At 70.5% G+C, this 26,113-nt stretch carries 25 protein-coding genes; 19 read left to right on the top strand and 6 right to left on the bottom strand.

The features are described 5' to 3' along the window. Positions 1–14: 14 nt before the first annotated feature. From HH310_RS17110 to HH310_RS43180, 6 genes are all read left to right on the top strand, one after another. Positions 15–314 carry a hypothetical protein gene (locus HH310_RS17110; RefSeq protein WP_169176541.1) on the top strand — a complete coding sequence of 100 codons (300 nt, stop codon included), beginning with the start codon at positions 15–17 and terminating at the stop codon, positions 312–314. After that, positions 311–610 (top strand): hypothetical protein, encoded by a 300-nt coding sequence (locus HH310_RS17105; protein ID WP_169176540.1) that lies wholly within the window; start codon positions 311–313, stop codon positions 608–610. Before HH310_RS17110 ends, HH310_RS17105 begins: the two co-directional genes overlap by 4 nt. A gap of 28 nt (positions 611–638) precedes the next feature. Continuing rightward, entirely contained in the window at positions 639–2,858 is a 2,220-nt protein-coding gene (locus HH310_RS17100; RefSeq protein WP_169176539.1) for a sensor histidine kinase, read from the top strand. After that, positions 2,855–3,496, top strand: coding sequence for a response regulator (locus HH310_RS17095; protein WP_312034148.1), 642 nt, complete (start codon positions 2,855–2,857; stop codon positions 3,494–3,496). The genes HH310_RS17100 and HH310_RS17095 overlap by 4 nt, the downstream gene beginning before the upstream one ends. 94 nt (positions 3,497–3,590) lie before the next feature. Beyond that, complete coding sequence (locus tag HH310_RS17090; protein WP_312034147.1) at positions 3,591–4,412, top strand: trypsin-like peptidase domain-containing protein; 822 nt, start codon at positions 3,591–3,593, stop codon at positions 4,410–4,412. Between the two features lie 9 nt (positions 4,413–4,421). Continuing rightward, positions 4,422–5,063, top strand: coding sequence for a hypothetical protein (locus HH310_RS43180; RefSeq protein ID WP_211192218.1), 642 nt, complete (start codon positions 4,422–4,424; stop codon positions 5,061–5,063). Between the two features lie 56 nt (positions 5,064–5,119). Here HH310_RS43180 and HH310_RS17080 read toward each other — a convergent pair whose 3' ends face one another. Beyond that, entirely contained in the window at positions 5,120–5,689 is a 570-nt protein-coding gene (locus HH310_RS17080) for a TetR/AcrR family transcriptional regulator (protein ID WP_169176537.1), read from the bottom strand. Between the two features lie 95 nt (positions 5,690–5,784). Between HH310_RS17080 and HH310_RS17075 the strand changes: the two genes are divergently transcribed. Together HH310_RS17075 and HH310_RS17070 are read left to right on the top strand one after the other, a co-directional pair. Continuing rightward, a complete protein-coding gene (locus HH310_RS17075) occupies positions 5,785–7,362 on the top strand; it encodes an MDR family MFS transporter (RefSeq protein WP_312034146.1) in 1,578 nt (525 codons plus the stop codon). Between the two features lie 77 nt (positions 7,363–7,439). Next, positions 7,440–8,426, top strand: a complete 987-nt coding sequence (locus tag HH310_RS17070; protein WP_169176536.1) for a PQQ-binding-like beta-propeller repeat protein — start codon at positions 7,440–7,442, stop codon at positions 8,424–8,426. On the opposite strand, the gene HH310_RS17065 is transcribed toward HH310_RS17070, so the two are convergent. Both HH310_RS17065 and HH310_RS17060 read right to left on the bottom strand, forming a co-directional pair. After that, a complete protein-coding gene (locus tag HH310_RS17065) occupies positions 8,416–8,970 on the bottom strand; it encodes a GNAT family N-acetyltransferase (protein ID WP_169176535.1) in 555 nt (184 codons plus the stop codon). The two genes, HH310_RS17070 and HH310_RS17065, sit on opposite strands and share 11 nt — an antisense overlap. A 21-nt stretch (positions 8,971–8,991) precedes the next feature. Beyond that, a complete protein-coding gene (locus HH310_RS17060; RefSeq protein WP_169176534.1) occupies positions 8,992–10,038 on the bottom strand; it encodes an alcohol dehydrogenase catalytic domain-containing protein in 1,047 nt (348 codons plus the stop codon). 83 nt (positions 10,039–10,121) lie between these two features. On the opposite strand from HH310_RS17060, the gene HH310_RS17055 reads away from it, so the two are divergent. Continuing rightward, the gene (locus HH310_RS17055; protein ID WP_169176533.1) at positions 10,122–10,502 is read left to right on the top strand and encodes a PPOX class F420-dependent oxidoreductase; all 381 of its coding nucleotides are present in this window, start codon (positions 10,122–10,124) and stop codon (positions 10,500–10,502) included. Here the strand turns inward: HH310_RS17055 and HH310_RS17050 are convergent. Beyond that, complete coding sequence (locus HH310_RS17050) at positions 10,499–10,675, bottom strand: hypothetical protein (protein ID WP_169176532.1); 177 nt, start codon at positions 10,673–10,675, stop codon at positions 10,499–10,501. The two genes, HH310_RS17055 and HH310_RS17050, sit on opposite strands and share 4 nt — an antisense overlap. A gap of 184 nt (positions 10,676–10,859) precedes the next feature. On the opposite strand from HH310_RS17050, the gene HH310_RS17045 reads away from it, so the two are divergent. The 5 genes from HH310_RS17045 (at position 10,860) to HH310_RS17025 (ending at position 17,864) form a co-directional block, all read left to right on the top strand. After that, positions 10,860–11,633, top strand: a complete 774-nt coding sequence (locus tag HH310_RS17045) for an electron transfer flavoprotein subunit beta/FixA family protein (protein ID WP_169176531.1) — start codon at positions 10,860–10,862, stop codon at positions 11,631–11,633. After that, entirely contained in the window at positions 11,630–12,634 is a 1,005-nt protein-coding gene (locus tag HH310_RS17040; RefSeq protein WP_169176530.1) for an electron transfer flavoprotein subunit alpha/FixB family protein, read from the top strand. The genes HH310_RS17045 and HH310_RS17040 overlap by 4 nt, the downstream gene beginning before the upstream one ends. Before the next feature lie 2 nt (positions 12,635–12,636). Continuing rightward, positions 12,637–14,739, top strand: a complete 2,103-nt coding sequence (locus HH310_RS17035; protein WP_169176529.1) for a (Fe-S)-binding protein — start codon at positions 12,637–12,639, stop codon at positions 14,737–14,739. Between the two features lie 80 nt (positions 14,740–14,819). Next, entirely contained in the window at positions 14,820–15,539 is a 720-nt protein-coding gene (locus HH310_RS17030) for a VOC family protein (protein WP_169176528.1), read from the top strand. 1,188 nt (positions 15,540–16,727) lie between these two features. Next, positions 16,728–17,864 carry a DUF3500 domain-containing protein gene (locus tag HH310_RS17025; protein ID WP_211192217.1) on the top strand — a complete coding sequence of 379 codons (1,137 nt, stop codon included), beginning with the start codon at positions 16,728–16,730 and terminating at the stop codon, positions 17,862–17,864. 74 nt (positions 17,865–17,938) lie between these two features. Here HH310_RS17025 and HH310_RS17020 read toward each other — a convergent pair whose 3' ends face one another. Then, positions 17,939–19,342, bottom strand: coding sequence for a pyridoxal-dependent decarboxylase (locus HH310_RS17020; protein WP_169176527.1), 1,404 nt, complete (start codon positions 19,340–19,342; stop codon positions 17,939–17,941). Between the two features lie 112 nt (positions 19,343–19,454). After that, positions 19,455–20,273 carry an SDR family oxidoreductase gene (locus HH310_RS17015; RefSeq protein WP_169176526.1) on the bottom strand — a complete coding sequence of 273 codons (819 nt, stop codon included), beginning with the start codon at positions 20,271–20,273 and terminating at the stop codon, positions 19,455–19,457. A 142-nt stretch (positions 20,274–20,415) separates the two neighbouring features. Between HH310_RS17015 and HH310_RS17010 the strand changes: the two genes are divergently transcribed. From HH310_RS17010 to HH310_RS16990, 5 genes are all read left to right on the top strand, one after another. Further along, positions 20,416–21,255, top strand: coding sequence for a helix-turn-helix transcriptional regulator (locus HH310_RS17010; protein ID WP_169176525.1), 840 nt, complete (start codon positions 20,416–20,418; stop codon positions 21,253–21,255). 149 nt (positions 21,256–21,404) lie between these two features. Beyond that, a complete protein-coding gene (locus tag HH310_RS17005; RefSeq protein ID WP_169176524.1) occupies positions 21,405–22,289 on the top strand; it encodes a hypothetical protein in 885 nt (294 codons plus the stop codon). Positions 22,290–22,866: 577 nt separating this feature from the next. Further along, positions 22,867–23,766, top strand: a complete 900-nt coding sequence (locus tag HH310_RS17000; RefSeq protein ID WP_169176523.1) for an LLM class flavin-dependent oxidoreductase — start codon at positions 22,867–22,869, stop codon at positions 23,764–23,766. A 124-nt stretch (positions 23,767–23,890) separates the two neighbouring features. Continuing rightward, on the top strand, positions 23,891–25,036 hold the full coding sequence (locus HH310_RS16995) for a glycosyltransferase (RefSeq protein ID WP_312034144.1): 1,146 nt from the start codon (positions 23,891–23,893) through the stop codon (positions 25,034–25,036). Continuing rightward, entirely contained in the window at positions 25,033–26,109 is a 1,077-nt protein-coding gene (locus HH310_RS16990; protein ID WP_169176522.1) for a hypothetical protein, read from the top strand. The genes HH310_RS16995 and HH310_RS16990 overlap by 4 nt, the downstream gene beginning before the upstream one ends. The last annotated feature ends 4 nt before the right edge of the window (positions 26,110–26,113 follow it).

Below are 26,113 nucleotides of genomic sequence, written 5' to 3'. Positions count from 1 at the left end.
GACAAGGAGTCCCGATGCACCCTGACATCGCGGAGCAGCCTCTGGCGCGCGCCGTGCTGCGGCACCTGGCCGCCAACCGCGACGCGGAGGACCCGCTGGGTTCGTTCGCCCGGACGGTGATCGCCGGCGAGGCCACATTGCGTGCGGCAGCCGACTTCCGGTGGCACAGCGAGGCCCTGGCCGAGGTGGCCGCCGACGCGGAGCGGATGACGGCCGAGGAACGGGCCGGGTACGAGGTTGCCGCCGGACGGCTGGGGGCCATCGACGAGCCCGCGGCCGGATCGCCGCGAGCCGGGAACGAGGAGCGGGAGTGAGGCCGGGCCATCGGGTGGGGCTGGCCCTTCCGCTGATCGGGCTGACCGCGCTCACGTTCGGCCTCTCGCTCGTCGGGGCCGTCGGCGTGTGGCGCGACTACACCAACGGGGAACGCGCCATCACCGCGTTCCTGTGCCTGATGACCGGCCTCGGCCTCGGGCTCAGCGTGTCGATCGCGGTCGACCGGCGGATCGTCGAGGTTCCGTGGCTGCGGATCGGGGCGATCGGGGCGCTGTTGCTGGTGTCGTGCGGGGTGGCGGTCGTACGGCGCAATTTGATCGTTGATGGGCTGTGATACGCATACAAACCGGTTAATCTAAGGCATGCTCGAAACGCGTCCGACCGATGTGGACGGTGGGGCGGTGGAGCGAGGCCTGCTGCGGCAGGGGGTGCGGTATGCGCTCGGGCTGCGCCTGGTCGTCGTAGCGTTGTCCAGTGTCGTCTCGCTGCTGCTGACCGATGCGCCACGGCCGGGCGTGACCGTCGCCATCGTGATCGGGCTCAACGCCTGGAATGTTTGTTACGCGCGCGGCAAAGCGAAAATCTGGGTGCCGGCCGACGTGGCGGTCATGTGCGCGTTGTGTCTCACCCAACTGTGGACGGTCAACTCGGATCCGCGCGGCGGCGGCACGTGGGTGCTGGTCGCGATGGCGATCACCGTCGTCACGTACGCCTGGTTGATGCCCTGGCCCGCCCTCGCCGTCGCCACCACGCTGATTCTCGTCGCGCACTACGCCGGGACGCGGATCGCGGACCCGGGCGGGTGGCTCGTCAACGAGGCGGTGGAGATCTGGACGGCGGCGGAGGTGGCGCTGTCCTGGGCGCTGTACCGGTTCGTGCGGCGCAGTGCCCGCGCGGCGGACCGCATCGTCGAACGTGGCGAGGAGCTGCGCCGGACCGCCGCCGTCGCCGCCGCGCGCCGGGCCGACGAACGCGAGTATCTGGCCGCCCTGCACGACACCGCGTCGGTCACCCTGCTGATGATCGGCAACGGGGTGGTGGCGAAACGCGAGCCGTGGCTGGCCGAGCAGGCGCGGCGGGATCTGCGCGAGATCGGCCGCTCGGACGCCGCGCACCCCGGCGAGCTCGACCTCATCGAGCTGCTGCGCGAGGTCGCCGGCCACACCCCGCTGCGGGTGTCCTGGCAGGCGCCCGATTCGCTGCGGCTGCCGGCCGTCGACGCGGTGTCGCTCAGCCGCGGCGCGCGCGAGGCGCTCACCAACATCGTGCGGCACGCGGGCGTCGATCAAGCCCAGATTTCCGTACGCCATGACCCCGCCACCGTGACCGTCGAGATCGTCGACCGGGGCCGTGGCTTCGATCCCGGTGTCGTGGCGGCAGGCCACTACGGGGTGACCGGGTCGCTGAAAGAGCGCATGGCCCGCCGGGGTGGCTCGGCCGCCATCCGCAGCAGTCCCGGCCGGGGCACCACGGTGACCCTGTCCGTCCCGTCCGCGGTGCCGGAGGTGGCCGGCGACGAACGGGTGATCGCCGCGAGCTTCGAGCGGGGCCTGCGCCGGGCCGTGGTGGTGACCGTGCTGGCGGTGCTGGTCCTGCTCGACCTGCCGCATCTGCTGACCGGCGGCGACGCGTACACGCAACGGGGTGTGCAGTTCGGGGTTTGGCTCAGCCTGGCCGCGATCACGTTGGTGGCGACACGCTACCGGGCGCGCTGGGTGCTGGTCGCGCTGGTGCTGGCGTGTTCGGTCATCGCCACGGCGACCGTGCGGCCGGAATATCGGCTCGGGCCCGCGCACTGGTCGGAGGGCGACGCCGGCTGGCCGATCGTGCTGATCCTGCTGGACAGCCCGGTCGCCCTCTTCGCCACCGTCCTGATCGGACAGTATCTGCTGACGTTCGGGCAGGCCGCGCTCGGCGGGCAGGCGGCGCTGAGCGTCGCGGGCGTGGTGAACGCGACCTGGCTGGTGCTCGCCTTCCAGCTCGCCATCGTGATGATCGCGGCGGTGCTTCGCGGGCTGTCCGTCTCGTCCGCGCGGGTGCTGCGCGCCGCCGCCCAACTGCGCACCTCGGAGGAGGTGGCCCAGCATCTGCACCGGGACCGCGAGAGCCGCTACGCGGACCTGGACACCTCGGCCGTCCCGCTGCTCGAAGGCCTCGCGGACGGCCGTCTCGACCCGGGCGACGCGGCGGTGCGGCGCGACTGCGCGGCCGAGGCGACCCGGATGCGCCGGCTGCTCACCGAGGACGCCACCGAACCCGACCTGCTGGCGCGGGAGCTGCGCGCGTGCATCGAGCTGGCCGAGCGCGACGGGATCGCGGTGTCGTTCGCGGACTACGGCGCCCGCCCGGAACTGCCGCCCTCGGCGCGGCGGCGGCTCACCGAACCGGTCATCGCGGCGCTCGCCACCGCCCGCGGCAAGGTCCGGCTCACCGTGGCGGGCACCGGCGACGCGGTGACGGTGAGCGTGATCGCCGCGTGCGCGGAACCGGCCGAGCTGCCGGACGGCGACGGTGTACGGCGTTCGACGGTGCTCGACGGCGACCGATGGTGGATCAAGGCGGCATGGCAGGAGGCGGCGTGATCAGCGCGGTGCTGGTGGACGACCATCCGGTGGTGCACGCCGGGGTGCGGGCCTGGTGCGCGCTCGCCGACCCGCCCATCGAGGTGGTCGCCTGGGGCCCGGACGTGTCGGTGGCGTGGCTGGACCCGGGCTCGGCCGCCGACGTCGTCGTGCTGGACCTGCAGCTCGACGTCACCGGCCCGGCGTACGGGGATCTCAAACGCCTGGTCGACGCCGGCCGTCAGGTGGTCGTCTACAGCATGCGCGCCGACCGCGAGACCGTGCTGACCTGCCTGGACATCGGCGCGTTCACCTACCTGACGAAGGCCGAGGGCGAGGACCACCTGGTCGCGGCGATCACGGCGGCCGCTTCCGGCGCGCCCTACACCCCGCCCGCGTTGTCCGGGGCGTTCGGCACCGATGACCGTCCACATCGGCCGCGCTTGTCGCCGCGCGAGACCGAGGTGCTGCTGGAATGGTTCCACAGCGAATCCAAGGAGATGGTCGCGCGCCGTCTGCACCTCACGGTGCATCGGGTCAATTCCTGTTTGGAGCGGGTACGCGTCAAGTATGCCAACGTGGGTCGTGCGGCACCGACGAAAGCGGCGCTGGTGGCGCGCGCCCTGCAGGACGGACTCGTCACCACCGACGACCTTTGAATCCCCGTGGGGGTCGAACGACCACCACCACCCATGCGCCTCGGTCGATACGTTTTGAATACGTTCGGCAGGGTGGTGACAGCGGGGGGTAGCGGTGCTTATCGGGCCGTGGCGTATGGTGCTGCGCTGGTCCGCCGCCATGTCGGTGGCGGTGATCCTGGTCGTTCTCGCCGTGGTCGTGGACCGGCAGGGCGAGCGGATCGACCAGTTGTCGCAGGAGGCCGCGGCGGCCCGCCACGGCACCGCCACCGCGAACGCCGTGCAGGACCAGCGGCTGGCCGGGCTCGACACGAGGGCGAAGGGGCTCGAGTCCCGGCTCGCCGCGCTGGACGAACGCAGCCAGCAGGCCTTCGACCCGCGCGCGGTGGCCGCCTCGGCGCTGCCCAGCGTGTTCCTGGTGATCGCCGGTCAGTTCTCCGGTAGCGCCTTCGCGATCGGTAAGCCGCAGGGCGGGCGGACCCGGATCCTGACCGCGTACCACGTGGTCGAGTCGGTGTGGACCAAAGGGCGCACGACGGTGCGGCTCGAACGCGGCGGCACGGCGTTCACCGCGAAGATCGAGGACGTCAGCCCGACGCACGATCTCGCCCTGCTGAGCATCAACGGCAAGGTCAACGGGATCGTCGCGGCCCGGGCGGCGCCCGCGTCCGGGGAGCAGATCCTCGTGGTCGGGGCGCCGCTCGGGCTGACCGAGACCATCACGACCGGGGTGGTCAGCGCCATCCGGGCGCGGGTCGGCGGGCCCGGCACGATGATCCAGTTCGACGCGCCGCTGAACCCCGGGAACTCGGGCGGCCCGGTCGTCAACACCCGCAAGGAGGTCGTCGGTATCGCCGACGCCAAGGCGAAGGACGCGGAAGGCATCGGCCTCGCCGTCCCGATCCAGACCGCATGCAAAGTATTCGATGTCTGCTGAGGAGTAGTCATGTCGTACCCGCCGGCCGAGGGTTATCCGACGCCTGGAACACAACCGACTGTGGGTATTCCGGCGCAGTCGCCGGCGCCCGCGTCTCCCGCATTTCCGCCGGCCGCTCCCGCGCCGGCCCCGACTTCGCCGGCCGTTTTCTCGCCGGCCTCGCCGGCGGCGCCCTCCTATTCGCCGGCCGCCGCTCAGATCTCCGGTACGCCGTACGGGCCGCCGGAGGGTCGCCGCCGTTCGTCGGCGCAGCTCCTGGCCGTGGCCGCCGCGGTGCTTCTGGTGTTCGGCGGGCTGATGCTGGGGTTGTACCTGAACGAGCGCGGCAACCTCAACGACACCAAGTCGACGCTGCGCGACACGCGGGCCGACCTGAGCGCCCAGGTGCAGGAGCAGAAGACGCTCAACGCCCAGCAGGCGGAGAAGCTGGCGGCGTCCGAGAAGCGGGCCGCCGACCTGGACACGCAGCTCGCCACGACGAAGGCGAACCTGACCAAGGTGACCGGCGAGCGCGACACTCTGGTGCCGTGCATGCGGCGGATCCAGGACGCGTTCGACGCGGCCGCCGACGGGAGCGCGTCGGGCGTCAGCAACGCGTTGCGGGCGGCCCGGACGGCATGCGACAAGGCCGAGATCAAAGTCGATTCCTGAGTAGCCCGGGCGGCGAACGAGGCGGCGGCCCTGGGCCTGCCGCCTTCCGGCCTTTCTCACCGGCCGCCGCGCAGCACCTCCAGGCCCACCGTGAGAGCGGCCTGGCGTAGCTCGTCCTCGCTCGCGTCGTCGTGCTCGGCGGACACGGCGACGGTCTGGATGGCGGCCAACGCCGTACGGGCTCGGGTCTTGTCCAGGATGGTGGGGTCCGGGCCGGCCAGGACGTCGAGCAGGCGGCGGTGGGTGGTGCGCAGTTCCTCCCCGACGGGGAGGTTGCTGATCTCGGTGATGTTCTCCCGGATCAGCCGGGTGAGGTTCGTGCCCCAGCCCGCCTGGTAGCCCGCGAAGCGGCGCAGCAGCTCCTCGCGACCGGCCAGCGCCGACGTGTCCGGCGCGTCGTCGCCGACCAGCGCGTCGAGCCCGTCGAGGTAGCCGCGCAGGATGCCGGCCATGATGTCGTCCTTGGTCTTGTAGTGGAAGTACAGCGCGGCCTTGGTGACGCCGAGCTCGTCGGCGATCTCCCGCAGCGACGTCGTGGCATAGCCCTGCCGCGTGAACAGGCCCAAGGCGACCGACAGGATCCGGTCGCGGGTGTCGGTGCGCCGATGGTCGACCCCTGGTGCCATGTGTTACCTCCCGGTCACCATTAGATAACTTGACGACGGGCTAGTCAAGTCGTACGCTCAGAGTACCTAACCGGCCGACTAGCTAGTTCGAAGAGGTGAGCTCATTGGGAGACCTGGAGAAGCCAGGACTCGGGTTCAGTCACCGCCAGATCATGGTGACCATGAGCGGCCTGGTGATCGCCATGCTGCTCGCACTGCTCGACAACATGATCGTGGCGCCCGCGCTGCCCACGATCGTCGGAGACCTGGGCGGTCTCGAACACCTGGCCTGGGTCACCACCGGCTACATCCTGGCCACCACCATCGCGACGCCGATCTGGGGCAAGCTCGGCGACCTGTACGGGCGGCGGATCGTCTTCGTGGCGTCCATCGCGCTGTTCCTGGTCGGCTCGGCGCTGTGCGGGATGGCGCAGAACATGTTCGAGCTGGTCGGGTTCCGGGCGGTGCAGGGCCTCGGCGCCGGCGGCCTCGTTGTCGGCGTGCTGTCGATCATCGGTGAGATGATCCCGCCGCGCGACCGCAGCAAGTACCAGGGCGTCATGATGGCCGTGATGCCGGTGGCCCTGATCGGCGGCCCGCTGATCGGCGGCTTCATCACCGACCACCTGTCGTGGCGGTGGGCCTTCTACGTGAACCTGCCGCTGGGCGCGATCGCGCTGGTCGTCTGCTGGATCACCCTCGCGAAACTGCCGCGCGGCACCGGCCGGGCGCGCATCGACTGGGCCGGCACCGGCCTGCTGACCGTGTGGATCACCTCGCTGGTGCTGATCACCACCTGGGGCGGCACCCAGTACGACTGGGCGTCACCGCAGATCCTCGGCCTGGCGCTGCTGACGATCTTAGGACTGGCCGCGTTCATCATGGTGGAGCGGCGTCAGCCCGAGCCGATCATGCCGCTGCGCGTGTTCAAGAGCCGCAACTTCGTGCTGGCCGGGGGAGTGGCCTTCGTCTCCGGCTTCACGCTCTTCGGCGCGGTCGGCTACCTGCCGCAGTTCCAGCAGTTCGTCCAGGGCGCGTCGGCGACCAACAGCGGCCTGCTGCTGATGCCGATGATGATCTCGGTGATGGCGGTCAGCCTGATCTCCGGCACCATCATCAGCCGCACCGGCCGCTACCGCATCTTCCCCATCCTGGGGTCGGTGGTGGTCACGGTGGGGATGTTCCTGTTCACCACGGTCGGCGTCGGCACCTCGCAGGCGGTCACCGCGATCTACATGGTGGTCCTCGGCGCCGGCATGGGCGCGATCATGCAGACCAGCACGCTGATCGCGCAGAACAGCCTGGAACTGCGGGACATGGGCGCCGGCACGGGCGCGTCGACGTTCCTGCGCAACATGGGCAGCTCGCTCGGGGTGTCCATCCTGGGCGCCCTGTACGCCAGCCGCCTGACGGATTCGCTGGCTCACTCCGCGGCCGGCACCGGCACCGGCGGGCAGGTCACCGCCTCGTCGATGACGCCGCAGGCGTTGCGGGCGCTGCCGGAAGCGGCCCAGCACGTGTTCCAGCAGGCGGTCACGAGCGGTATCACCGGACTGTTCATGCTGGGCAGTGTGGTCGCGGCCCTCGGGATCGTGGTGGCGCTGTTCATCCGGCACGTGCCGCTGCGCGGCGGCAAGGCGGCGCCCGAGCAGCGTGCCGCGACCGAGGTCGCGATGGCCGAGGCGGCGGTCTGAGAAAATGAGGCGGCGGCGCACCGGCGTCGCCGCCTCGCCCCCAGGCCTCACCCAGCCGGACAGCCGTAGGAGCCGTTGTGTACGAGGTTCTCTGGTCGCGGTCGTTGCACATGCGATCCGACGCGGTGGCCGTGGCGCCCGGGTCGGTGGTGGTGGCCGAGCGGCACTCTCGTCTGGTTCGGCTGGACGCCGCGAGCGGGCAGCCACGGTGGGAAGTGCGGGTCGAGGACTGCTGGGGCACGCTCGAAGTCGCGGGTGATCGTTGTCTGTATCTGAGCCAGGCCGGCGTCCTGCATTGTGTCGGCCTGGACAGCGGGCGACTGCTGTGGGCGACGCCCGGCCTCCGGCTGCGAAATCATGTCGCTGTCAGTGGCTCGGTGGTCTTCACCGGCGGCTGGCGGGGCTATCACCCGTTGACTCGGGTGAGCCTGGACGACGGCGTACCGCTGTCGTGGGACAGCACGATGTTTGCCGCGGCGGGACCCCTGGCCCGGCCCCGGCCCGTGCGGTCGGAGCTGGGCGGCGACGCCGTCCTGATCGCCGGTGCCGATGAGGCCGTCCTGTGGCTTGTGGGTTCCGCCGGCACCATCCTGGCCGAGTGGACACTCCCCGAACCGGTGGCCTTCGACGACGTCGGTGACGCGTTCGACGTAGCGGACGACGGCCGTGTCGCGTTCGTCTGCGGACGGCGCACGGTCGCGGTGCTGGAGCCCGGTGGAGGTGTGCGGGTGTTGTGGCAGCACGAGCGTGACGTCGTCCGGCATCCGCCGATGCTGCGTGGCGACACGTTGTGGCTGGTCGACGGTCAAGGGGTCGCGGTGGTCGACCTGACCCGCGGGGTGGTGGGCGAGTTCCCCGGTGTTGTTCGTGCCGCCGCGTCGGTGCCGGGCGAGGCCTTGTTCGCCGGCAAGGACGGCCGGCTAGTCGGCGTCGACCCTGCGGGTTTCGCCCGGCAGCTCGCGACTCGGCCGGCGCTCATCGGGCGGCTTCTGGCGGGCAGTGACGGACTGGTCCACGCGGTCGGTAAAGGACACCTGACCACCTTTTCGCCGACTACGCCGTGATCCGGCGGCGAATGTGGTGGACCATGCCCTCCCAGTCCGGCACCCGGGTGTCCGGAACCAGGCTCGCCGCGGCGGCGCAGCGCACGCTCGCGAGGTTGTCCGGCTCGATTCCGGCCGCGAACAGGACGACGTCGGCCACCTCCGGTGCGGCCATGGCGGCGAGCAGGGCCGCGGTGCCGTAGCCTCGCCGCCACCGCCGCGGGTCCACCACGTACGCGAACCCCATGGCCGGGCCCGGCTCGACCGCGTCGACGACCGGGCCGGCCGGCGTCTCGGCGTACCGGGACCAGCGGTCGTACACCTCCCCGCCGATGTGGGCGACCGCCTGACCGGTGGCGTCGAGTGCCACCCAGGAATGGGTTCTCAGCACCCGGCGCCCGCGGAACATCTCGCCGATGCCGGAATCGAGCAACTGCAACTCGTGTGCCGGCCAATCCGGTCCGCCCAGCCACCGCGACACCTCAGGATGGCGGAACCACGGCTGCACGACGGCCAGCGAATCCGCGGTGAAGGGCACCAGCGAGACCTGCGGCGGGTTCACCATGGCGACCAGTGTGCCGCGCTCTCAGGCCGGTGTGATGATCACCTTCAGGGCGGCGTTGGCGGCCGCGTTTCCGAAGACCCCGTACGCCTCGGTCATCTGATCGAAGGTGAACGTGTGGGTGCCCATCTTCTCCGCCGGGATCCGCCCGCTGGCCACCATCTTCAGCAGCGTGGGGATCGAGACCGTGTCGACCAGACCCATCGTCAGCCGTACGTTCTTTATCCACATGTCCTGCATCGGGATCTCCACCGGCACGCCGTGCACGCCGATGTTGGCGATGGTGCCGCCGGGCCGGACCAGCGACGCCGCGGTCAGTAACGTCTCGGGGAAGCCGACCGCCTCGATCGCCACGTCGACGCCCAGCCCGTCGGTGAGCGCGAGGACGTCGCCCGCCGTGCCCTGACCGGCCTCGAACACGTCGGTCGCGCCGAACTCGAGCGCCTTCTCCAGGCGGAACTTGTTCGAGTCGATGGCGATGACCCGGGACGCGCCCCACAGCCCGGTGGTGAGGATCGCGGCCAGCCCGACCGCGCCCGCGCCGACCACGGCGACGGTGTCACCCGGGCGTACCTGGCCGGCCAGGACCCCGACCTCGTACCCGGTGGGCAGCGCGTCGGCCAGGAAGATCGCCTGCTCGTCGCTGACGTCCGCGGGGACCTGGTAGAGCGACGTGTCGGCGTACGGGACGCGGACCAGCTCGGCCTGGGTCCCGTCGATCAGGTGGCCGAAGATCCAGCCGATCCCGCCGACGGTCTGGCAGTGCGAGGGCATGCCGCGCTGGCAGTAGTCGCACCGGCCGCACTTGGTGATCGCCGGCACCAGCACCCGGTCGCCCGGCCGGAAGCCCTTGACCGCGCCGCCGACCTCGGTGACGGTGCCGACCGCCTCGTGACCGAGGATCCGGCCGTCGGTCACCGCGGCGACGTCGCCGTGCAGGATGTGCAGGTCGGTGCCGCAGATCGTGGTCGTGTCCACCCGGACGACCACGTCGGTCGGCTCCTCGATCGTCGCGTCGGCAACGTCCTCCCAGGCCTTCTGGCCCGGGCCGTGATAGACGAGAGCTTTCATGAGGCCCGACGCTATCGGCGGAGAATCGCGCCGGCCGTCGCAATATGGGACGCGGCATTCGCTTTCTTCGCTACGCTCGCGCGATGACAACAACCGATGAGATCGTCCGTAGCCGGTATGTCAGCCTGACCACGTACCGCAAGGACGGCACACCGGTGACCACGCCGGTCTGGCACGTGCCGCACGAGGCCGCGCTGTGGATCGTGACGGAAGCGGGCTCCGGCAAGGTCAAGCGGATCCGCAACAACCCTCGGGTACTGGTGGCGCCGTGCTCGCTGCGGGGAACGGTCGCGCCGGACGCGCCGACCGCGACCGGCACGGCCCAGCTGCTGGACGAGGCCGGGACGGCGCAGGCGCGCAAGTTGCTGGCCCGCCGCTATGTCATGTCGCGGGCGGGGAACTGGTTCGCGCGCCTGGTGCGGCTGCGGCGCCCGCCGATGATCGGCATCGTCGTGTCCTTCTAAGGACGTTTCCGGTACGCGATGGCCCCGATCAGCAGGCCGGCCAACGCACCCAGCAGTGCGGTGCCGACGGCCGAGTCGACGGCTTCGTAGCCGTCCGCGCCGAACCAGCCCCAGGCGCAGCCGGCCGCCGCACCCAGGACCAGGCCGGCGACGGGCCACCTGGTTCGATTCATGCCCATCATCGTTGCCGGGACGCGCGATACGTCAAGCGGGGGACAACGCGGCGCGAGATCGGGCTCCTGGCTGGCGTGGCGTCCAACATGATCGTCCCGGACACCTCCGGTCAGCAACCGGCGGTCTGGTCAGATCGACATCGGTCGTCCTAAACTCACGCTCAGTCGGCGGGAGGTGCACGCGGTGCGGATCGTGGTGCTCGTCAAGCAGGTGCCGGCCGGGGACACGGAGTTCGGGCCGGATCTCACCGTGCGGCGGGACGGGCGGGCGGCGGGGCTCAACCCGGGGGACTCGTTCGCGGTCGATCAGGCGCTGCGGATCGCCGTGCGGCGGCGGGACGTGCGGATCACCGCCGTCACCATGGGGCCGGGCGAGGCCATCAATTCCTTGCGTACGGCGTTGGTGCTCGGCGCCGACGAAGGCGTGCACGTCAAGGACGCCGCGCTGCACGGGTCGGACGCGCTGGCCACCTCGCGGGTCCTGGCGGCGGCGGTCCGGCGTCTCGGGTTCGATCTGGTGCTCTGCGGCGCGGCGTCGGCGGACTCGGGCATGTCGGCGGTGCCGGCCATGGTGGCCGAGCGGCTCGGGGTGCCCGCGTTGTGCTTCGCCGACGCGCTGCGGGTGCGCGAGCGGCGGGTCGAGATCCACCGCGATGACGGGCGTGGTGAGCTGCGGGTGCTCGTCGCGGCGCCGCCGGCGGTCGTGTCGGTCACCGAGCGGTGCGGGGAACCGCGGTATCCGAGGTTCGCGTCGAGGGCCGACTCGCGGGACAAGCCGTTGTCCGTCTGGTCGCTCGCCGACCTGGGGATCGAACCGGCGGAGGTGGGCACGAGAGGTGCCGCCTCGGTGGTGCGGGCGGTGACGCCGCGACAGAGCGGCCCGGTGGTGGTGCAGGGCGACCCGACCAGCGCGGCGATCCGGGTGGCGGACTTTCTCGCGGAGCGCAGGTTCCTGTGAGCACGGTCCTGGTGCTTGCCGAAGGGCGGGAAGACGGCGGCGAGGACCGGGGAGAGGACCGCGCCACCTGCGCGTTGCTCACGCTGGCTCGCCGGCTTGGCACCCCGACGGTCGCGCTGGCCGGCAAGGGCGACACCCGCCTGCTGGCCGAGTTCGGCGCCGCGACGATCTACCCGCTGGCCACGCCCGCCAGATCAGCGGCGCCCGGCCGGACGACCGCGCCCGCCGCGCTCAGCCCCGTCGCCGCCCGGGTCGCGATGCTGGCCGAGCTCGCCCGCCGCACCCAGCCCGCCGCCATCCTCATCGCCTCCGGCCGCGACGGCCTGGAGATCGCCGGGCGGGTCGCGGTCCGGCTCGACTCCGGCGTGCTCAGCGACGTCATCGACGTCCACGACGGGCCGGTCGCCGTGCAGTCGGTCCCGGGCGGCTCGTACCTGGTGGAATCGCACGTCACGCGCGGCATCCCGATTCTCGCGGTGCGGACCGAGCACGTCGCCGTCCGGCCGGCCCCGGTCACACCCGCCGTCCACCCCCTGCGCATGCGATTTCCGGACAGCACGTACGCCGTACGGGAAATCACGCCCCGGCGACGGCAGTTGTGCACCGCCGCGGTGATCGTCGCGGGTGGGCGTGGGGTCGGCTCCCGGGACGCCTTCGACGACCTCGTCGAGCGGCTCGCCGCGGCCCTCGGCGGGGTGGCCGGCGGCTCGCACACCGCCACCGAGCTGGGCTGGTGCCCGCGGGACGCCCGGGTGGATCAGCTCGGCACCATCGTGCACCCCAGCCTCTACCTCGGCCTGGGCGTGTCCGGCTCGCTGCGGCACCGCGCGGGCATGCGGGACGCGGCCACCATCGTGGCGATCGACCGCGACCCGGCCGCACCGATCTTCCAATTCGCCGATCTGGGCGTGGTCGGTGACGTACACCAGGTAGTACCGGAACTGCTGGCCGAGATCGAGCGACGCCGAGCTCAACCCGTCATCCGTACGAGAGAGGCCTGAACATGGTGGTGCGACTGGTGATCGGCCTGGCAATGGCGGTGGCCGCGTTCGTGGTGGCCGGCCGTCGTCTGCTCGGGCTCTACCGGATCGGCCGGGCGGGGCAGCCGGTCGAGCCGGGTCGCACCCGGGGCGTGGGTCAACGCGTACGGGCTCTGGTCGGTGAAGTGCTCGGCCAGCGCAAGCTGCTCAAATGGAGTGTGCCCGGCGCGGCGCATTTCGCGGTTTTCTGGGGTTTCGTGATCCTGTTCGCCACGATCGTCGAGGGGTTCGGGGCGCTGTTCCAGCGTGACTTCCACATCCCGATCATCGGCACCATGGCGTGGCTGGGCTTTCTCGAAGACCTGTTCATCGTCGCGGTGCTGGCCGGGCTGATCGTCTTCGCGGTGATCCGGCTGATCCAGCGCCCGGAGCGGGAGGGCCGCCGATCACGGTTCTTCGGTTCGCATCTGGGCGCCGCCTGGCTCGTCCTGTTCATGATCTTCAACGTGATGTGGACGCTGCTGCTCTACCGGGGGGCGCAGATCAACACCGGTAACTTCCCGTTCCCGCGCGGTGCGTTCGCCTCCGAGGCGGTCGCGCGGTTGCTGGAGCCGGCCGGGCGTACGGCAAATGATGTCCTGGAGACCGTGGGCCTGCTCCTGTCGCTGGGGGTGGTGTTCGCGTTCCTGGTGATCGTGGCGTACTCCAAGCACCTGCACATCTTCCTGGCGCCGTTCAATGTGGCGTTCTCCCGGCGGCCGCGGGCTCTGGGGGCGCTGCTGCCGGTGTACTCCGGCGGCCAGGAAGTCGACTTCGAGGATCCGGGCGAGGACGACAAGATCGGCCGCGGGGTCATCGAGGACTTCACCTGGAAGGGCCTGCTCGACTTCGGCACCTGCACCGAATGCGGCCGCTGCCAGTCGCAGTGCCCGGCGTGGAACACCGACAAGCCGCTCAGCCCCAAGCTGCTCATCATGGGACTGCGCGACCATGCCGCCGCCAAGGCGCCCTACCTGCTGGCCGCCGACAAGGACGGGCTGCCGCGCGATGTGCTCGCCGAGGCCGAACGTCCGCTGATCGGGACGGCCGACGAGGGCGGCGTGATCGACCCGGACGTGCTGTGGTCGTGCGTGACCTGCGGCGCCTGCGTGGAGCAGTGCCCGGTCGACATCGAACACGTGGACCACATCGTGGACATGCGCCGCTACCAGGTGCTGATCGAGTCGCAGTTCCCGAAGGAGGCGCACACGCTGCTGCGCAACCTGGAACGGGCCGGCGATCCCTGGGGGCGCGGATCCAAGGCACGGCTGGAGTGGATGGCCGGGCTTCCTTTTGACGTACGCGTCCTGTCCGCCGGTTCGCAGCTCCCGGACGACGTCGAGTACCTGCTGTGGGTGGGCTGCGCCGGATCACTCGACGAGAACGCGAAGAAGACGACGCGCGCGGTGGCCGAGCTGCTCGACGAGGCGGGCGTGTCGTTCATGGTGCTCGGCGGCGAGGAGACCTGCACCGGGGACGCGGCCCGGCGGCTCGGGCAGGAGGTGCTGTTCCAGGAACTGGCCAAGCAGAACGTGGCGACGCTCAACAACGCGGGCGCGAAGAAGATCGTCGTGACCTGCGCGCACTGCTTCAACGCGCTCGGCAACGAGTACCAGCAGCTCGGCGGTTCGTACGAGGTCGTCCACCACACCCAGTTGCTGTCCCAGCTGGTGGCGTCGAAGCGGCTGGTGCCGGTGCGGCCGGTGGACGCCGCGGTGACCTATCACGACCCGTGCTATCTGGGCCGGCACAACCGGGTCTTCGACCCGCCGCGGGACCTGCTGGGCAGCGTTCCGGGCGTACGCCTCACCGAGATGCCCCGCAATCGCGAGACGTCGTTCTGCTGCGGGGCCGGTGGTGCTCGCATGTGGATGGAGGAGACGCTCGGCACCCGCATCAACGAGACCCGGACCGACGAGGCACTGGGCACCGGCGCCGAGCTGATCACGGCGGCGTGCCCGTACTGCATCGTGATGCTCACCGACGGCACCGCGACCCGCAAGCAGCAGGGCAAGGCGGGGGAGGAGGTGGAGGTCGTCGACGTGTCGCGGGTGCTGTTGCGCTCGGTACGCCAAACCGACGCCTGAACACGACCATCGGGGGACCGGCGGCGATGATCGGCTATTTCCATGTGCGACGGAGACCCCGCGACGCTTAAGAAGGAGGCATGGCCAACGAGGTGACTGTTCCCCTGCTGCCGTGCGCATCCATCGACGACATTCTCGCCTTCTACGAGGTTCTCGGTTTCCGCACCACCTATCAGCAGCGCAAGCCCAACGCGTGTGCGGGGGTGCAACGGGAAGATCTGCGCCTGCAATTCTTCGAGATCGCCGGATTCGACCCGGATCAGTCCTACGGCTCGTGTCTCGTACTCACCGCGGACGTCGAGGGACTGCATCGGGCATTCGCCGCCGGTATGCGCGCCGCGTACGGCAAGGTACTGGTGTCCGGAACGCCGCGGATGACCCGGCCCAGGGCACGGAAGAACGCCGAAGGGTTGGGCGGGTTCAGCGTCATCGACCCGGGCGGCAACTGGATCCGCGTCTTCCGGGACGCCGCCACCGCCCCCGCAGCGGCCGCCGCGCCTGCCGGGCGGCTGGCCAAGGCTCTGGCGAACGCTGTCGTGCAGGCCGATTCCAGGGGAAGCGCCGGGCAGGCGGTGCGGATCCTCGACAGCGCGCTGGCCCGCCCGCGCGCCGACGACGACCCGGTCGAGCAGGTCGAGGTCCTGGTCTACCGCGCCGAACTCGCGATGGTGCTGCACGATCCGAAGACTGCTGCGGAGATGCTGGCCCGCGCCGGGTCGGTCACGCTCACCGACGACGAATCCGAAAGGGCGGCACCCGCGTTCGACAACGCGGCCGACCTCGCAGCAGCACTGCGGTGACTCAACAGTCCCCTTAGATAACTATCGATGCGGTCTCGAGGCCGTTCCGGGTCGGGGTCCGAATCCGCGTCGTTGCCGGGCCGGGCCCGCGGTGGATCTCGATTCCGTGCGCGTCGAGGCTCCGCGGTCGGCAACCGGCACTGCGCAACCCGCAATCGGCACTACGCGGTCCACAACCGGCAACGGGTAACCGGGTAGGCGGCGGGCAAACCGCAATCGGGCGACACGCGGCAGTCCGCGACGGGCATCGGCCGCCGAGGTGACCGATGAGCCGCGCATTTGTCCAGGCCGACCGCAACCTGGTCCATCCATCCCACTATGCGGCGACCGCGGCCGCATCCTGTAACTGTTCAGCTGGTTCCGTCGGCCGGGAGTCCCCGTGCGAGGCGGCGCCGCCAGGCCCGGGCAGGTGCCAGTTCCCCACAGTGGGCGCCTCACCCGGGTGTGGGCAGTCGCGACGCCGGGAGGCTGTGGTTGCCCACAGCGCGGCCGCCCTCACCCACCTGTGGGGAGTCGCGACGGCGGGGAGGCTGTGGTTGCCCACAGCGCGGCCGCCCTCACCCACGTGTGGGGGGTCGCGACGGCCGGGAGGCTGCGGTTGTCCACACCGCGGCCGCCCTCACCCACGTGTGGGGAGTCGCGACGGTTTGGAGGCTGTGGTTGCCCACACCGCGGCCACCCACAGGGGGTGTGGGCACCCGTCACGGCTGGAACGTCCCAGCTCCCCACAGCGACGGCTCTCAGGTCCGCCGCGGAAGGCCAACGCGTCGGAGGGTGAGCGGCGTGAGAACCAGCTGAACAGTTCCGCATCCTGGACTTTTTCGAGACCTTGGAGACTTACGCCCACATGCGAGCCATAACTCTCCAAGGTCTACAAAACGCCTCGGAAAGCGGTCGAATAAAAGGCGCGAAAGCGGAGGAAAGACACTCCGTTGTGGACGATAATCTCATCTTGTGGACCCGCTGCCACGATGTGGTCGCCGGTCCCGTACAGCGGACACGGATCCCACATTATGGCCTCGTAGGGCGGTGGTCCACTCGTATCGATGATCCCGAAATGAAGAACGCCCGCGGATCCTCCACGCCCTGGCGGTCGGTGTGGTCGTAGTCGTCTCCCGGAGCGAAAGTGGTGGGTGCCCTGTGGAGAACGCTAAGTGATCCGCACCACATGCGACATAGATTGGGGTCATGGTGCAAGATTCAGCCCGCCGGCGGGCCGCGTCCGAGATGTCCCAAGCCGCCCAGGCGTGGCTGAGCTCGCTGACCGCTGACCAGCGCGAAATCGCCGTCGGCCACGCTCCGGACGACGGCGACACGGACCGCGAGCGCCGCCGCTGGTTCTACACGCCGACCGACCACGGCGGCCTGACTCTGCATCAGCAGCGGCCCGCGCAGCAGCGGGCGGCAATGCGGCTGGTCTCCACCGGCCTGTCCCGGCCCGGTTTCGTGACGGTGGCCACCACCATGGGGCTGGAGAACGTCCTCGATCACACCGAGGGCTTCGTCACCCGCTTCGACCGGGAACGCGGCCGCGATCCGGGCCTGTACTACCTGCGTGTCTTCGGCGAGCCGGGCGACGGCCGTACGTGGGGCTGGCGCTTCGGGGGGCACCACGTCTCGCTCAACAATCTGGTCGTGGACGGCGAGCTGGCCGCCACCACGCCGTGCTTCATGGGCGCCGACCCGGCCGTCTCCGAGCTGCTCGGCGGCGCGCTGAACCGCCCGCTCGGCCGGGTCGAGGATCTGGCCCGCGAGCTGGTCGAGAGCCTGAGCCCGGACCTGGCGCGCCGGGCGATCCTCTGCGACAAGGCGCCCTCGGACTTCGTGACCGGCAACCGCACCACGATCGCCGAGGGCGACCGGGTCATCCCGCTGGCCGGCGTCTGGCGCGGCGACCGGTTCGCCGACGCCGCCGAGCAGGCCAAGATGCAGGCGCTCAGCGACGCCATCGACGAGGCGGCCGGCTACGACGACGCCGACCACCGGTCGCTGGAGTACACCGCGCGGCCCAAGGGGATTCCCGCGTCCGTTCTGCGCGACGAACAGCGTGACCTGCTACGCGCCCTGCTCGGCACGTATTTCGGGCGGGTCCCGGAGGCGGTCCGGCCGGACTACGACGACGACGTTCTCGACCTCGTCCATTTCGCCTGGGCCGGACCGACCGAACCGGGCCTGCCGCACTATTACCGCGTACAGGGCCCTCGCTTGCTCATCGAATGGGACAACACGCAGCGCGGCGCCAATCACGCGCATTCCGTCTGGCGCGACCCGGCGAACGATTTCGGCCTCGACGTTCTCGCCGCCCACCGGCAGCACCACCACTGACGGCGCGGGCCCGGCGGACGAAGCGCCGGGCCCGCTTACTACGTCGCGTCGCGGGGGACGCCGCGACGTAGCGTCTAGCCCGCGTGACGCAGCAGCGCCCGCACCGCGCGGTCGACGTCGTCCTCGTCGGTGGCCCAATCCGACACCGAGATCCGCATCAGTCGCTCGCCGTGAAACGTGGTACCGCTGAAGAACGCGCTGCCCTCGGCGCGGACGCCGGCCATCACCCGGTCGGCCAGGGCGCCGTTGTCGCCGCCCGGGTTCAGCCAGCGCACCAGGACCTGGTTGGACACCACGTCGTTGACGATCTCGGCGCGGCCGCTGTCCCGGAGCCGGTCGGCGAACCGCCGCGCGAGCCCGGTGGTGCGGTCGATCAGCTCGGCCACGCCGTCGCGGCCCAGCGAGCGCAGCGTGGCGTAGACGCCGACCCCGCGGGCCCGGCGGGAGAACTCCGGACCCCAGTCCAGCGGATCCCGGGCGCCGGTGTCCTGTTCCAGGTATGCAGCCTGCACGCTCATCGCGGCGCGATGAGCAGCGGCGTTGCGGCAGATGGCGATGCCGCAGTCGTACGCCACGTTGAGCATCTTGTGCGCGTCGGTCGACCAGGAGTCCAGACGGTCAAGGCCGGCCACCTTCGCGCGCATCGCCGGGGCGGCCGCGGCCAGCAGCATGACCGCGCCGTCGACGTGCACCCAGGTCGGGTTGCCGGCGGCGCGATGCCGGTCGGCCAGGTCGGCGACGGCGGTGAAGTCGTCGAACCCGCCGGTGTTGAGGTTGCCGCACTCGACGGTGACGATGGTCGGACCCTCGATCGACCGCAGTGCTTCAGCGAGCGCGTCCGGGCGTACGTTGTCCTGCTCGTCGCAGTCGACGGTGATCACCGAGCGTTCGCCGAAACCGAGGAAGCGCAGCGCGCGCAGCACGGTGGCGTGCCCGCCCGCCTTGATGACGACGTTAACCGCGGGTGCGCCGCTGAGCCCGTCGGCCTCGACGTCCCAGCCGGCCTCGCGCAGCACCTCGTGGCGGGCGGCGGCCAGGCAGGTGAAGGTCGCCATCTGGCCGCCGGTCACGAAACCCAGCGAGCTGGCCGGCGGGAGCCCCAGTAGATCGACGAGCCATCGCGCGGCGAGTTCCTCGGCGACCGCGACCCCGGGCGTGGCGGCGAACATCGGCGCGTTCTGGTCCCAGGCCGACACCAGCACCTCGGCCCCGAACGACGCCGGGTGCAGACCGCCGACGGCGAACCCGAAATATCGCCCGCCGGCCTGGGCCGCGACGTACGGCCCGAGATCGCGGACCAGCTCCTCGACGACCGTTGTGGGGTCGAGGCCGGCCGCGGACGGCGGGTGGTCCAGCGCGGCGCGCACGGCGACGTGGTCGGCCGGCGGCATCACCGGCCGGTCCGGCAGGGACGTCAGGTGCCGCAGCGCGGCCGAGCCGGCCGCGTCGAGCACCGACTTCCAGTCCGAACGACGCATCAATGCTCCCGGGAGTCGTAGAAAAGAGGCACGCACGGCAGGGTGATGGGAAACAGTATCCCCCATATGCGGGCATGTGCCCCCAGTGATTAGGGGCACATGCCCGTGTCAGTCACGCTGTGACCGCCTCCGTGGGCGCCCACTTCTCCAGCTCGGCCAGGCGCGACCGCAGCGAGGCACGGATCGCGTCGACGGCGTCCTTGCCGACCGGCAGCCGCAGCGGCGGCTCGTCCATGGTCACCACCGAGACGATCGCGTCGGCCACCTCCTCGGGATTGCCGAACGCGCTCGGCGGCAGCTGCGAGAAGTCGCTGAGGAACTTGCCGACGGTCGGCGCGTACACCTCGTCCGGCATGATCACGTGCAGCGAGGTCTGGAACCCGGTGCCGTACACGCCCGGCTCGATCAGCGTGACCCGCACCCCGGTCGGCTCCAGCTCCGCCGCCAGGGCCTCGGTGAAGAGCTCGACCGCACCCTTGACCGCCGAATAGAGGCCGGACGAGGCCCACGCGTACTGGCCGTTCATCGACGACATCTGCACGATCCTCCCGCGCGACGCACGCAGGGCCGGTAGCGCGGCACGCAGCACGGTCAGGTTTGCCAGCACATTCGTCTCGAACGCCGTACGGGCCTCGGCGTCGTTGATCTGCTCGACCGCGCCGAACAGCCCGTAGCCCGCGTTGTTGACCAGCACGTCCAGACCGCCCGCCGTTTCGATGGCGGCGCTCAGCGTCGACTGCGCGTCCGGTGCGGTGACGTCCAGGACGACCGGCGTGATCCGCGATCCGGCGGGCGTCCCGGCGGCCAGCTGACCGAGCAGTTCCGCGCGGCGGCCCACCGCGATGACGTGCGCGCCCCGGTCGAGTGCCCGGCGCGCGACGAGGCGCCCGAATCCGGAGGTGGCACCGGTGATCAGCCAGATTTCCGACATGAGTTGACTCCTTTGCTTGACGTCCCTCCATCAACCCATCCCGTACGCCCGTCCGGAGCCGTCAAGCTGGTCCTCCCGACCGTAGGACGCGCAGGGCCAGCCAGCGGGGCCGCCGCACGATCGGCCGAGGCACCATGGGGGCATGGCGCACAACGAGGAGCTGAGCAAGTTCTTACGTGCCCGGCGCGCGGCGCTGAGCCCCGAGTCGGCCGATCTCGGCGGCCCCGGGCGGCGGGTGCCGGGCCTTCGCCGCGAGGAGCTCGCCTCGCTGGCCGGCATCAGCGTCGACTACTACACGCGGCTCGAACAGGGCCGCAACATCGCCCCGTCAGACGCGGTGCTCGACGCGATCGCCTCGGCCCTGCGCCTCGACCCGGCGCAACGCGCCTACCTCTACACGGTCGCCCGCCAGTCGCCGCCTTCCCAGCGGCGCGCCGCGACAAAGGCGCAGTCGGTACGCCCGGGCCTGCTCGCCCTGATCGACCAGCTCGGCGACACCCCGGCGTTCGTGCTGGGCCGGCGCACCGACGTCCTCGCCGCCAACCGCATGGCCCGCCTGCTGCTCGCCGACTTCAACGCGATGCCCGCCCGCGACCGCAACGCCGCCCGCTGGCTGATCCTCGACGAGGGCGCCCGATCGCTGTTCGCCGGCGACTGGGACGGCGTCGCCTCGGACATGATCGGCATGCTGCGCATGGACGCGGCCCGCCACCCCGACGACCCGAAGACGACAGCGCTGGTCGGCGAGCTGTCCATGAAGAGCCACGACTTCCGGCGCTGGTGGGCCGACCAGAAGGTGGTCGAGTTCGGGTACGGGAGCAAGACGCTGCACCACCCGCTGGTCGGTGAGTTGGTCCTCGAGACGGAGGCGATGACGTTCCCCGCCGACCCGGACCAGATGCTGATCGCCTTCCTCGCCAAGCCCGCGTCACCGTCGCGGCACGCCTTGGAATTGCTGGACGCCTTCACCTTGCGCGGGTAAGGGCGCGGTCGGCTCAGGGCAGCCTGGCGTCGCCGTCGGTCGAGGTGCCCGGCGTACGGAAGTAACCGATGAGGGGACGCCGCTCCGGCCTTCCGCGTCATGGGGAGAGCGGTCGGCGTTGGCCACATCCCTGTGGCGATAATTCGTGAGTGGATCCGCTCCCCAATCTTGCGGTCGTGCCGTGGGCGTCGCTGCACGGTACGCATGGCTCGGCTGAAAGCGTCCCCGAGCACATCGCGGCGCTTCGCTCCTCGGATCCGACCGCGTCGGCCGCCGCGCTGAGCCGGTTGTGGGATGTCGTCGTTCATCAAGGGACCCGCTGGCAGGTCAGCGCGCACGTGGTGCGCTTTCTCGTGCTGTTGATCGATGACCCGGGCAATCCGACTCGGGCCGCCGTGACGTCGCTGCTCCGGGAGGTAGGTCTCGGGGCCCGTGACGATCGCGATCTGCCGTTCGATCCGAAGGCGGCCTTCAGCGGACCGACGGTGACAAAGCAGCAGGAAGACATGGTCATCGAACTCGTCTACTACCGCGACGAGGGCTTCACCGAGGACTCGGTGGACATCGCCGACGCCTGCGTCGGAAAGTGGGACGCCGACGCGTATTGGGCCGCCGCGGCGCACGTGGACACCTACCGTCGCTGGCTCGGCGGCGATCCACTGGTCGCGTCCCATGCTGCCGAGCTGCTGGCGTGGTTCCCGCCGGACGAGCGCACGATCACCGCGCTGCTGTCAGCCGACGGCAACGACGCTGTCCGGGCGAGCGCGAACCTCGCTCTGGCGCACCTGACGGTGTCACCCGCCACGATCGCGGCGCGGATGACGGCCCTGCTCAATCACGACTCCTTCGTAGTGCGGCTAACGGCTGCGGTCACGCTCGCATACCGGCTGGGTCAAGGACTTCCTGACGTAGCACTGGACGTTCTGGTCGATGCCAAAGACGCTGCGGCGCTACCGGGCTTCCCACTCGGCTGGGAGCACCGGGCCGCCCGCGGATACGTCGCCTTGGCTTTGCAGCGTGTAGGACTCGGTTGACCTCTCGCGGCGAGCGGCCGACCTAGCCTATTCCTGAGCGCGCGCGCCACCTTCGTCACTCGGAGAACGTCCTCTCATGCCGCGCTTACGACCCCGGCAGGAACAACTTCGGACGTCATGGTCGTAGCCGTGGCGATTCGAACTCACGTCGGCGCACGGTCGCGCGTTCCGAGACCCCGACGTGGACATTATCCGCAGGGTTCTGACGCGGTTGTCGGCGGACGATTACTTCGCCGACCTGGCGGGCGAACTCGCGCTCGGGCGAAATGCCGGTGATAGCAAGGAGCATTACCGGATTGCTTTACCACCTCGTCAGCGACGGCGGTCAACAGGCATTGCCCATTGCGACCAGTTTCGGCGATGCCTACGACCTCGGCAACTGATGCTGTTCGGACAACACGTGGTTACCATCCGGATCTGCCGCAGACCGCTGGACGAGAGGGCCTTGCCGCGCAAGTGATCGGCACCTCGAACGCGTTGGCCTGATCCCGAGGGAACCGGATTGTGCCACCGCGACCGATGAGAACGGGCGGCGGCACCGGTCTATCCAGGCAGAGACGATGGCCGGGAGGACGAAATGACGTCGATCAAGCTAGGCGTGCATCTGCCGTCGGCGGGGCCGGGGGCCTCACCGACCGGCATCGCTGCGGTCGCCGAGGAGGCCGAGCGTGTCGGGCTGGACTCGGTCTGGTCCTGGGAGCGGCTGATGCGGCCGACGGTGCCCATCGCCATGGGCGGCCCGGGCGGGCCGGTCATGGAAGCGCCCGAGGACTTCGCGACGGTGTACGACCCGATCGAAACCTTGGCCTATGTCGCGGCCCGCACCAGCCGCATCAGTCTCGGGACCAGTGTGCTCGACGCGCTCTTCCAGAGTCCGGTCATCCTCGCTCGCCGGCTCGCCACCCTGGACCGGCTCAGCGGCGGCCGGCTCATCGCCGGCATCGGGCAGGGCTGGATGGCACAGGAGTTCGAGGCCGCGGGCGTCCCGATGAGCAGGCGGGGCGCGGGATTCGAGGAGCATCTGCTGGCCATGCGCGCGATCTGGGGACCCGATCCGGTGAGTTTCGCGGGCCGCTACTACCAGATTCCCGAGGCTGACATCGGCCCGAAGCCGGTCGGCCCCAGCGTGGTGGTCGGCGCCGCGTCCGCGTCAGCGGTTCAACGCGTGGGACGCCTCGGTCTGGGGCTGACGCTGGTCATCTTCGACTGGGGTCCGGTTCAGGAGAGCATCGCGACGTTCCGGGCGGCGGCGGATGCCGCCGGTCACGAGCCCGACAGTCTGCCGGTCATGCTGCAGGTCAACGGGAACGTCACCGAAGATCCGGTGCGCGAGCCGCCCCCGCTGGTCGGCTCGCCCGAGCAGGTCGCGGCGGATCTGGAGAAGGCCGCGAAGCTGGGTGTCGAGCACGTCTACTGGCACTTCGACGAGAACCCGCTCCGTTCGCTTCCGCTCCTGGCCCAGCTGCGCCACGCCTGACGGCGTACGGGAGGGAAGAAAGTCTTCACCCGTTCCGGGTACGTCTGCCGTCAGACGCGTTCCGGCTGTCCATTCGACACTATTCTGCGGACCGTTGTTCCTTCATCCTGGGGAGTCTCCGTCGGTGTCTCGCATTATGGTGGTCGGTTCCGGATGGCGTTTCACGAGCGGGATTTCGTATTACACGTGCCGGCTCGCGAACGAGTTGGGAAAAGATCATTCGGTGGCCGCCCTGATGATGCGCGACCTGGTGCCGCGGGTGGCCTATCCGGGGCGGAGCCGCGTGGGCACCGCGGTCAACACGGCCCTCGACTACGACCCGGCGGTGCGGACCTTCGACGGCGTGGACTGGTACTGGATGCCGTCCATGATGCGGGCGCTGGCCTTCATGCGGCAGTTCCGGCCGGACGTGGTGATCTTCCAGTGGTGGACCGGGGCGGTGCTGCACAGTTACCGGATGCTGGCGGCGCAGGCGACCCGGCTGGACGCGTCGGTGATCATCGAATTCCACGAGGTGCAGGACACCGGTGAGGCCGGTCTTCCGTTCGTTGCCGGCTACGTGCGCCGCTGTTTCCCGAAATTGCTTCGCCGAGCGTCCGGCGCGATCGCGCACAGCTCGTTCGACGTGGAACTTCTCCACCGCTCGTACCCGGATCTCGCTTCTGTCCCCACCGTGATCGCTCCGCACGGTCCGTACGATCAGCATTCGCCGGCGATTCCCACGCAGCGGGAGCGGAGCGAGGTGACGCGGCTGTTGTTCTTCGGGACGATCCGGCCGTACAAGGGCTTGGAAGATCTGCTGACCGCGTTCGACCGGCTGGTCGCCGACGAGAACCGGGAGCTGGAACTGCACATCGTCGGGGAGACCTGGGAGGGGTGGACGCTGCCGTTGCGCATGGCCGCGGAGTCGAAATGCAGCGGCCGGATCCACGTGCTCAACCGGTACGTCTCCGACGACGAGGTCAGCCAGGCGTTCGCGGACGCCGACCTGGTCGTGCTGCCGTATCACCGGTCGTCGTCGTCAGGGCCGCTGCACATCGCGATGGCGGCCGGGCTGCCCGTGGTGGTGTCCGAAGTGGGCGGTCTGGTGGAGGCGTCCGAGGGGTACGAGGGCCGGGTGCTGGTGGCGCCGGCGGATCCGGCGGCGTTGTGCGCGGGGATCCGGCGCGGGCTGGAGCTGGTCGGGCGCCGCTACCCGGACGTCCGGTCGTGGGAGGACACCCGGCAGGCGGTGGCGAAGCTGGTCGGCAGCCTGGACGGGGGCTCGTGACCCGCTCCGCCCGGTACCGCCTCGCACTGCTGCTCGGGGTCACCACGGCCGTCTCGGCCGGCTGGTTCGCGTGGGCGTCCGACAGCCCCGCCCCGCCGCGCTCGGTGTTCGTGAGCTGCCACGGCGACGATCGCAACGCCGGGAGTGCGGCCGCGCCGTTACGCACCCCGGACGCGGCCCTCGCCTCCGGGGCGACGGTCGCGCTCGAACGGGGATGCAGCTGGAACGGAAGCCTTTCGCTGCGCGGCGAGGGCAATTCCTTGACCGCGTACGGCGTGGGTCCGGCACCCGTGGTGACCGGCGGCCCGGTTCGTCTGCTCGGCGCCCACCAGCTCGTCCGTGACCTGCACGTGACGACCGGCCCGGAAGCGGGGATCGAGGTCCACGGCCCGGACGCGACGGTACGCGACGTCCAGATCGACCGCGTCGGGATCGGTGTGCTGGTCACCGGCCGGGCCGCGACCGTGACCAGGGCCGACGTGCGCGACCTGCACATGGTGGTCGACACACCCGGCGGCGACGACGACTACGGGGCGGTGGGCTTCAACGTGCAGGCGGCCGACGCCGAGATCTCCGGGAGCAGTTGCGTGAACTGCCGCGCGCCCAGTCACGACTACGGCTTCGACGGCGGCTTCGCGGAGATCTGGAACCACGGCGACCGCCTGTCCCTGCACGACAACGTCGTCCGCAACAGCGACGGCATCCTGGAGGTGGGCGGCGACCGCCCGGACGCGTCGGCGCGCGGCGTTTCGGTCCGGGACAACCGGTTCGACGTCGCGCACGGCGGGTTCGTCCTGCACGCGGTGGGCGACCGCTACGGGATGGCGACACCGTCGCTGGTGGTGTCCGGCAACACGATCGTGAACACGTCCGCCGCCGACGGCCCGGTCCTCAGCGGCCAGATCCGGTCCGTCCGCTTCGACGGCAACCGGGTGTCCACGCCGGGTCTGGTCAGCGCCTCCGGCCCGCCGGCGAGCCACACCTGCAACGTCTACGACCTGGGCGGCACCGGCAGCGTCGGCTTCCCCCTCGACCCGACCGAGCGCACGACAGCCGGGGCGGCGCCCTGCTGAAACC

Origin of the sequence: Actinoplanes sp. TBRC 11911 (assembly GCF_012933445.1) — a bacterium.
Classification (GTDB): Bacteria; Actinomycetota; Actinomycetes; order Mycobacteriales; family Micromonosporaceae; genus Actinoplanes.
Note: the sequence above shows the minus strand (reverse complement) of the source record. Positions and strands in the feature narration are given on the sequence as shown.